Source organism: Catenulispora pinistramenti, assembly GCF_018274385.1.
Classification (GTDB): Bacteria; Actinomycetota; Actinomycetes; order Streptomycetales; family Catenulisporaceae; genus Catenulispora; species Catenulispora pinistramenti.
Window position 1 is genome coordinate 98,005 of the sequence record NZ_JAAFYZ010000010.1, and the last position, 7,581, is coordinate 105,585.

Consider the following 7,581-nt stretch of genomic DNA (forward strand, 5'->3'; position numbering starts at 1 on the left):
TGCTCACTGCTCCTCCGAACCTTGAGGAGGTCAATGCCTTCCACCGGTGGGAATTCAGCGTCCACCGCCCGCAGCTTCTGGATCTACTTCTGGATCTACACCGGCCTGATCCTCGGCGCCCTCGCGTCAGTGTCGGCGAACATCGCCTACACCTACATCCCGCCGCACATTCAGCCGGCGTGGTGGCCACGTTCGCGCCTGTGGGATCCGGCAGCCTACATCCCGCCACCCGGGGATGTGGCGGTGGCAGTGTTCTGCCCCGTCTCTATTTTCATCTTGACCGAGGTGATCACTCGGCCGCGCTGGCGGGAGGGCAAGCTGTCGTTCGCTGTCCGTGCCGTCTCAGCTGTAATGGTCGGGCTTCCGGTTGCTGTGGCGTCCTACCTACACTTGTGCTCTCTACTGGAGTACTACAGCACCATCCCATTCATCGCCTACACGCTGCCGCTGACCGTGGATGGGCTGATGCTGGCCTGTACCGCAGCGCTCCAGTTGACCGGTCACGAGCCCCAGCAGGCACGGACCGACGGGGATGCCGCGGTGGACGTGCCGCCCTCCATCGAAGCCTTGGTGCCCCGGCCCCGGCTGCCACTCGATGACACGATTCCGACGCCGCATGGCGCCCCATCGAGCCTTGGCGGCCGGTGGCCGACAGTGCCGACGCTGGTGTCGGTCCCTGAACTCGCCGACGCCGACGAGCCTCCACCGGTGGTCTCCCCAACGGCCCATGCTGGTGGCTCGACGAAACCAGTGGGTCAGCGCTATCAGCCGGCGGCACCACCGGTAGATGCCGAGTCGGACAGTTACCCACCGGCGAACAACCCCGGGGTGTCTGAGGTCGGTCACTCCCCACTTGAGACTCCACCGGTGGCGCTAGTGGCCGTCGGCCCCGAGGTGCCAATCCCACCGGTGAGCCTGGTCGGACTACCAGTGGGCGTGTCTCTTCTCCCTCTGGAACTTCTCGCCCCACCGCCCCCGACAAGGGGTCAGGAGCCTGAGCCACCGGAGGGCACCGAGCCCACCAGAGGTACGGAACCGAGCCCTTTTGAGCCCACCGGTGACCGCGTCCCAGAATCGGGTGAGGGTGTGGCTGTGCGTCCGGTGCCATTCGGCAGGCTCGGCGCCTCGGACCTCGCCGATGCCGAGATCATCAAGTTGGCGACAGCGGACAGCCCATACGACAAGGTCACCGCTACCGGGTTGCGGAAGGACTTCGGTGTGGGGCCCGGCCGCGGCGCCCGGATCCGCGACGCGATCGCCAGACGGCGCCTTGCCGCGCGGCTGGCCGCCGGGCTCCGTGAGCAGATCGAGCGGCTGCGCACCACCGATACCCCAGAGTCCGCGCAGGCTTCTGAACCCACCGAACAGCAGCCGACTTCTCCCGATTCTGGCGATATGGAGGCTTCGATCAAGCCCTCATCAGAACTTTCCCGGCCAGGGGCTTGATTACTCGAACGCATTTGCGTAGCCTCTTTTTCGGCGGGCAGAGCTGTGTCCAAAAACCGGTCTCCGCCCCTTCATCTTCAACTACGTCGAGCCCCCGAGGCGTCCGCTAGGACCCCGGGGGCTCGTGTGTTTCCGTCGCGTTCTCTCCGCGGCGCCGCCCATATGCACTTCCGTGCGCCAGGGCCGCCGGCCACGCTGCCGCGTCGCGCGCCTCCCGAAAGTGGGTAACCATGACCACCGCCGTCATCCCGGCAACCGGGCTGGAGCCTGCACCAGGGCCGGATTCCGGGCTACTTGATGCCGAGCCGCTACTGCCCGGCGAGACCGGACGGATCGACGACATCCCCGCCGAAGTCTGGACGCGGCTCACCACGCCGTTCGACCTCGACCAGATCGAAAAGCGACCTCAGGTCACTTGCTGGAAATGCACAGACAACAAGAAGAACAAGCGGCCAGAGACGTGCGACGAACACCCCCGCAAGGCCCGCTGCGCTGTCTGCGCCCAGTTCATCACCCCCGGCCACATCCACCTGGACTACGTCGGTCACGCCGGGATCACGATGCGCCTGAACGAGGTGCTGACCCCGGCAGGCTGGAACTGGCGGCCCATGGCCTACACCTCGAACGGCACGCCGCTGTTGAGCGACGGGGGCATGTGGATCCTGCTTACCATCGGTACCGTCACCCGCATCGGGTTCGGCGACGCCTCCGGTAAGACGATGTCCCCGAGCGCCATCAAGGAGATCATCGGCGACGGCATCCGCAACGCCGGGATGCGCTTCGGTATCGCCACCTACCTGTGGTCCAAGTCTAACGCGGCCGAGCAGCTGAAGAACCTGCCCACCGAGCCGGAAGAGGACTACGCGACCTCCCTGGCCGCCGCTTCCGACATGGGCGAGTTGTACCAGGTCGCGTCCCGGCTCAAGCGCGCTGTCGAGGCCGGAGCGGTTTCCGAGGCGCTGGCCGCGCTACTGCGCCGGGCCTTCAATGGCCGCCGCGCCGACCTGGACTCCGAGCAGCAGCACTCCCCCTCTGCCCCGCTGCCAGATGATCACTGGGAAACCCCGGCGACGACGCACCCCGCAAGCACCAACGCGGCCGCCGCGCCGAGCCAACACCAGAGGGACGTCACCGATCCGGCGGCTCAGGGCCCACCGGCTGGCTCGGGCCTAACCGTGATCCCGGCGCTGGCGGACGTCGAGATGGAGCCGCCCCGGGCTCGCGGCGAGACCGAGGACTTCTTCGCCTCCCTGACCACTGCCAAGAGCCTGGACGCGGTCAATCGCGTCGAGGTCCGGTTCACCGACCGCTTCAACGGCACCGTCATCAACAGCACCCTGTTCGTCAACCTGGTGATCGCAGCCGCCGCGCGCCGCGCCGAACTGGGCGGCACCAGGCCGCCGATGAGCCCGGCCGCCGCCGCGCTGGCCGCGATACTGGCACGCGCCGCACAGTCCACGCGTAGCCACAAGGACGTCGAGCGGATCCACGCACTCATCCGCCACCACGCCGCCGCCGGCAACCTGGACGACGGCGAGACAGCGGAGCTGATGGAGGAGTGCAAGCAGGTGTACCGTGCGGTCTTCACTCTCGGCCAGGACGCCCAGCGCTCCGCTGCCTGACGACCCCTTTCCCTTCCACGCCCCCGGCACTTCGTAGCCCCGGGGCGTTTTCCATCGTTCCCCTGTTTGCGGAAGCGAGAGCGTCATGACCTTGATATCGGCAGATCCTTATGTTCCCCGGCACGCCAACCGCCGCGCCGCGACGCGGATCGGCGCCGGGTCCGGCTATGTGGGCACGCGGCGTAGACAGGAGCCGGATTGGTTCCTGACGCTGTTGGACGGCGTGAGGGCCTCATGGTCGATGACTTGATCCCCGCGCGCCCGCCGGCGTTGTCCGATCCACGGGCTGCGGTCCAGGCGCTGCTGTCCAAGCTGCTGGCTGCCTCCACCGACCCCGACGTCAACGCCCGGGATGCTCTGGCGTTCGCTGTCCATGAGCACGCATTGCAGCTCCGTGAGGCCGACCCGGCGGCGGTCACGCCCCGGATGATCCAGGCCGCGGAGATGCTGGCCGATGGAGCCGATGCGCTGTCGGATGCGGCCAGGGCCGCCCGGGAGGTGCTGGATGAGGAGCTGACCGCCTTGGGCGGCGGCGAGATCTCTGGGAAGAGGAAGGTGCTTGACCCGGTTACCGGTGAGCCGGTCAAGGACCTGGTGACCGGCGAGGACAAGGAGGAGACGGTGTACGTGACCGGCGCCGACGGCACCCGGTACCGGCTGTTGCGCGGGCACACCGTGACCAAGGTGTTCGACGACGCGCTGATGATCGAGCTGATCGCCGCGGCGGCGCGCGCGGACTACCGGGCTCCGGCCGGGATGCCGGTGTTTCTGGCCAGCCAGTTCGGCGATGCCTTCGAGTCCGGGGTGGTCAGGGGTGCGGAGATGGCGCGGGCGGCGATCGGCTCGGGTGGCGCCTGGCTGCCCTCGGTGCTGGGTCGGTGGGCCGGGCAGCTCGGCCGCGCCGGCGACATGCGCGGGGCCGGGCTGTTGAAGGCGGCGATCCGCAGGCCGAAGATCGGCAAGAAGACGGCGGCCCGGTTCGAGCCGGTCAAGCACGCCAGTGACCCGAACAGACCACGCTCTACCACGCCAGGCTCGCAGACGGGCTACGTGTCGTGATCTTTGGTCAAGGATGCGTCAAGGACGCTACTAAGCCTGCCCTTGGCCGCCATCGCCCGTGGCAATATGAACTATCCATTGTTCACCCATAACGCCTGCCGTGAGCGGGGCTTTGACCTGCGCATAGTTTCGTAGGCCATACTGTCCGCGTTTTGTAGGCCCACGTGTTGCGTGTGACCGGGCGGCAAACCGGTCCCGCGCCGACACCCAGTGAATCGCCAACGGGAGACGGCATGACCGAGCACACCCCTGGTGGTGAGACGCTAGACCAGACCCAGGTCGGCGTCACCGAGACGATCCAACGCAACGCCGCCGCGCATGGGGCGGACCTGAACGATCCGATGACCCGGGCCGGTTTCCTCGGCTCGATGGCAGCCCTGCTGGCACTGACCCACGCCGAGGCGCGACTGCCTGAAGACCAGGCCCGTACCCACGCGCAGGCCATGCTGGATCTGGTCGACGCGCTCGGCGTGGACACGCCGAGTTTCAACGCCGGCTGGGACGCGCTGCTGGCCGTTCACGCCTCGATGATGAACAACGCGGTGAAGGCCGGAACACTCGACACGGAGTCCAAGGACATCCTGTTTGACGCCGCCGCTCGCCTGCTGCACAACGGCTGACCTTTGAGCACGCCAGGCCCGACTGGGTTTCCCAGTCGGGGCCTGGCGTCGTCACGGCAGCTGACTGAACGCCTCGGTGAGGCGGGTGGCGATGGCGGCGCGCTCGGCCCGGCTCAGGTGGGCCAGGCGCACATGCAGGGTGGCGGCATCAACATGCAGCTCCTCGGCCAACTCGTCCGGGTCGTGGGTCCACAGCAGCGCCGAAATCAGCGCCGAGAGGCTTATCAGCCGGGCCGCAGCCTGCCTGTCGATGTCATGCTCGTACTTGTCGGTCAGCCAGTGCGAGGGAATGCAGTCGTCGCGGGTCTCGGCGTGGATCAGCTCGTGGGTGAGCGCGCAGCGCCGGCCAGCCTGGTCCAGCCCGGAATCCACCACGATGGCGTGCAGCGAGCGGAAATAACGCCCGTTCTCTCCCGGCGGGAGCTTGTACCGGACATACGTGAGTTCCGGCTGACGGCGCAGCGCCTCCCCAGGATCCCAAGCCATTGACTCACCTCACGCACGTTAACCGGCACGCCAGCCCGAATACCTCTTGATAGCGCAACGACCTGTTCGAACGCAAGTTCGAACAGGTCGTTGCGTTGAGGAACCCCGCGGTGGCGGCTACGTCCGCAGGGCGTGAGGGTTGGCGGCCACCGCCTGCCGCACCGCCGCCTCGACCCGCCGGTTCACCTCAGCCTGCAACTCCTCCAAGGGAATTTCGGACAGGTCGATGGGCGTGCCGGTGCGGGAAGAGACGTAGCTGGCGGGCTCGTCCCTGATCAGTTCGGGATCACCGCCGTCCAAGATCTGGGCGGCGCTGCCGGTGATCCAGCCCAGCGCTCGCTCCAGTTGAGCAAGGATCAGACCGCTGGCCCCCTTGCCCTGCTCGATGTTGCGGACCGTCCCGATAGAGACCTTCGCGGCGGCCGCAAGGTCGCGCTGGTACCACTCCTTCGCTGTCCGCCGCTGGCGGACAGCGTCGCCGAGACGCGCCAGTTCCGGTGTCCGGGCCATGAGGCAGCCTCCTTCCCGTGTCGTCGGCAGCTCTGGCGCCGACGAGGGGCGACTGTACCAAGCAGCACCAACTAGCACCAAAGATGTTGCCCTCGAACACTAAACTTGGTTATCTTCGACGTCCGACAGCCTACGGAGGGCACTAAATTTGTTGTTCCGGGTTGTACGGGGTAGTACGGACTGCTGGCGCTCACCGGTGACCGGCCAGGATCCTCGGGCAGTACATCTTGATCATCTCGTCATGCGGAGGTCGATGCCGTGAAGAAGGTCGCCTCAGCCCCCGTTACCCCCCGGGACCGATTCCACACTGCCCCCGTCGCGGAAAGCGCACGACACATCTACTGCGCTCCTGGTCGCTCTAGAAAGAAGCTGACATGTATCTCATGTCTGCCGGGCTGGCATCGCGTACTAAGGCCTCAAGGATCCCGGCTTCCGGTGTCGCGCTGCGCCCGGTGGCGAGAGCGGACACCGCAGGGCTGGCGCCGCCCGACTGAGCCGTCGGAGTGTGTGTCAGATGCCTGAGAAAACCAGTCCCGCATGCGGCGGACCTGCAACTACGATGCCCGGATGCCCGGTGATCACAGAGCTAGCAACCTGGGCAGCGTGCAACACGTCAGAGGTTTGCTTTCCTTTTTCGGCTCGTCGAGCCACCGTTCCAGATGCTCACAGTACAACCCGGCTGCTTCAGCGTTGCCGGATTCGGGGAGGGGCCATGGCGGATCAAGGGCACCGCTACATCAGACAGGCCGCGCAGATAGCCGACCAACTCGATCAGCACGCCGCGGCCAAGAACGGCAGACGCTACGACGGCGGCGACGGGCGCGGCGGCAAAGCCGGCAGCAAAGCACCCGTCCGCATCGATGTGACCTCCGCCGTCCATGACCACGACCGCGACCAAATCCAGGAACTGGCGATCCGCCAGGCGATCCTCGAAACCCTGGACGGTCCTGGCCTGGACATTCGCCTGTCTGACCGCTCGGCACGCGGCGCCATGCTGGCACAGCTGCTCGACGACGGATACGACCCGGAGCCGGTGGCCAAGCGCACCACGTCGGCGATGCGGCGGCACTTCACCGTCCTGACGTGCGTGCTGGCCGACGCCGAGGAGTACGTGCGGATGCGCTGCCCCCGCAACCACGCCCCGGTCCAGGGCATCCCGACCCGCACCGTCATCCCGGCCGCCCTGCTGAACATCCCCACCGGCCTGGTGGTGTGCATGCACCCCGAGTGCGACGAAACCCCCGGGGTTCCGCGCCTGCTGAACATCGTCGAGGAGATGCTGTCCAACGACCCCGACAGTCTGCTCGGCATCGAAGAGGTCGCCTTCCTCCTGCGCGTCTCCGTGGACGCGGCCAAGCAAAGGATCCGGCGCGCCCGCGAGAAGGGCCACGAGGTGCCCGTGGTCGACTACCGCACCAGCGCCAAAGGGCAGCAGCAGGCCCTTCATCGCCTGGCCGACCTGATCAAGGCCAACAACATCGCCCGAGACCTGGGCGTCGGCATCGCCGACTGGCCCAAGCAGACCCGGCGGCGCGGCCGCCCCAACCCCGGCACCTGAGCCGTGACCGCCCTGGCCTGCCCGGGGAGTAAGGAGACGCCCATGGCGGGCGAGACCGTCATCACCGTGATCGGCAACCTGACCGACGACCCCGAGCTGCGCTTCACCCCGTCGGGTGCGGCGGTCGCGAACTTCACCGTCGCGTCCACGCCCCGCACCCTGGACCGCCAGACCAACGAGTGGAAGGACGGCGACGCGCTGTTCCTGCGCTGCTCGAAACGGGATGTATTGCATTAGATGCAACACTGCGCACGGTGACCGGAAGGGCGTTGCGGCTGGC

General features: G+C 67.2%; 7 protein-coding genes and 1 pseudogene. 6 read left to right on the forward strand and 2 right to left on the reverse strand.

All coding sequences use genetic code 11. From position 1 onward, the window contains the following. Positions 1–33 precede the first annotated feature (33 nt). The 4 genes from KGQ19_RS05080 (at position 34) to KGQ19_RS05095 (ending at position 4,747) form a co-directional block, all read left to right on the forward strand. Positions 34–1,446, forward strand: coding sequence for a hypothetical protein (locus KGQ19_RS05080; protein ID WP_212007886.1), 1,413 nt, complete (start codon positions 34–36; stop codon positions 1,444–1,446). A gap of 230 nt (positions 1,447–1,676) precedes the next feature. Beyond that, positions 1,677–3,068 carry a hypothetical protein gene (locus KGQ19_RS05085; RefSeq protein ID WP_212007887.1) on the forward strand — a complete coding sequence of 464 codons (1,392 nt, stop codon included), beginning with the start codon at positions 1,677–1,679 and terminating at the stop codon, positions 3,066–3,068. 234 nt (positions 3,069–3,302) lie between these two features. Then, complete coding sequence (locus KGQ19_RS05090; protein ID WP_212007888.1) at positions 3,303–4,127, forward strand: hypothetical protein; 825 nt, start codon at positions 3,303–3,305, stop codon at positions 4,125–4,127. A 233-nt stretch (positions 4,128–4,360) separates the two neighbouring features. Beyond that, on the forward strand, positions 4,361–4,747 hold the full coding sequence (locus KGQ19_RS05095) for a hypothetical protein (protein ID WP_212007889.1): 387 nt from the start codon (positions 4,361–4,363) through the stop codon (positions 4,745–4,747). 51 nt (positions 4,748–4,798) lie between these two features. Here KGQ19_RS05095 and KGQ19_RS05100 read toward each other — a convergent pair whose 3' ends face one another. Together KGQ19_RS05100 and KGQ19_RS05105 are read right to left on the reverse strand one after the other, a co-directional pair. Continuing rightward, positions 4,799–5,233 (reverse strand): ImmA/IrrE family metallo-endopeptidase, encoded by a 435-nt coding sequence (locus tag KGQ19_RS05100; protein WP_212007890.1) that lies wholly within the window; start codon positions 5,231–5,233, stop codon positions 4,799–4,801. A gap of 117 nt (positions 5,234–5,350) precedes the next feature. After that, the gene (locus KGQ19_RS05105) at positions 5,351–5,743 is read right to left on the reverse strand and encodes a helix-turn-helix domain-containing protein (RefSeq protein WP_212007891.1); all 393 of its coding nucleotides are present in this window, start codon (positions 5,741–5,743) and stop codon (positions 5,351–5,353) included. Between the two features lie 712 nt (positions 5,744–6,455). On the opposite strand from KGQ19_RS05105, the gene KGQ19_RS05110 reads away from it, so the two are divergent. Next, positions 6,456–7,301, forward strand: a complete 846-nt coding sequence (locus KGQ19_RS05110; protein ID WP_212007892.1) for a hypothetical protein — start codon at positions 6,456–6,458, stop codon at positions 7,299–7,301. A gap of 42 nt (positions 7,302–7,343) precedes the next feature. Further along, positions 7,344–7,517, forward strand: a pseudogene (locus KGQ19_RS05115) (single-stranded DNA-binding protein); the annotation flags it as partial. Positions 7,518–7,581 lie beyond the last annotated feature (64 nt).

Bases quoted from the DNA above. Each gene is read 5' to 3' on its own strand.
- KGQ19_RS05080 (WP_212007886.1), top strand. From the start codon at position 34: ATGCCTTCCACCGGTGGGAATTCAGCGTCCACCGCCCGCAGCTTCTGG.
- KGQ19_RS05085 (WP_212007887.1), top strand. From the start codon at position 1,677: ATGACCACCGCCGTCATCCCGGCAACCGGGCTGGAGCCTGCACCAGGG.
- KGQ19_RS05090 (WP_212007888.1), top strand. From the start codon at position 3,303: ATGGTCGATGACTTGATCCCCGCGCGCCCGCCGGCGTTGTCCGATCCA.
- KGQ19_RS05095 (WP_212007889.1), top strand. From the start codon at position 4,361: ATGACCGAGCACACCCCTGGTGGTGAGACGCTAGACCAGACCCAGGTC.
- KGQ19_RS05100 (WP_212007890.1), bottom strand. From the start codon at position 5,233: ATGGCTTGGGATCCTGGGGAGGCGCTGCGCCGTCAGCCGGAACTCACG.
- KGQ19_RS05105 (WP_212007891.1), bottom strand. From the start codon at position 5,743: ATGGCCCGGACACCGGAACTGGCGCGTCTCGGCGACGCTGTCCGCCAG.
- KGQ19_RS05110 (WP_212007892.1), top strand. From the start codon at position 6,456: ATGGCGGATCAAGGGCACCGCTACATCAGACAGGCCGCGCAGATAGCC.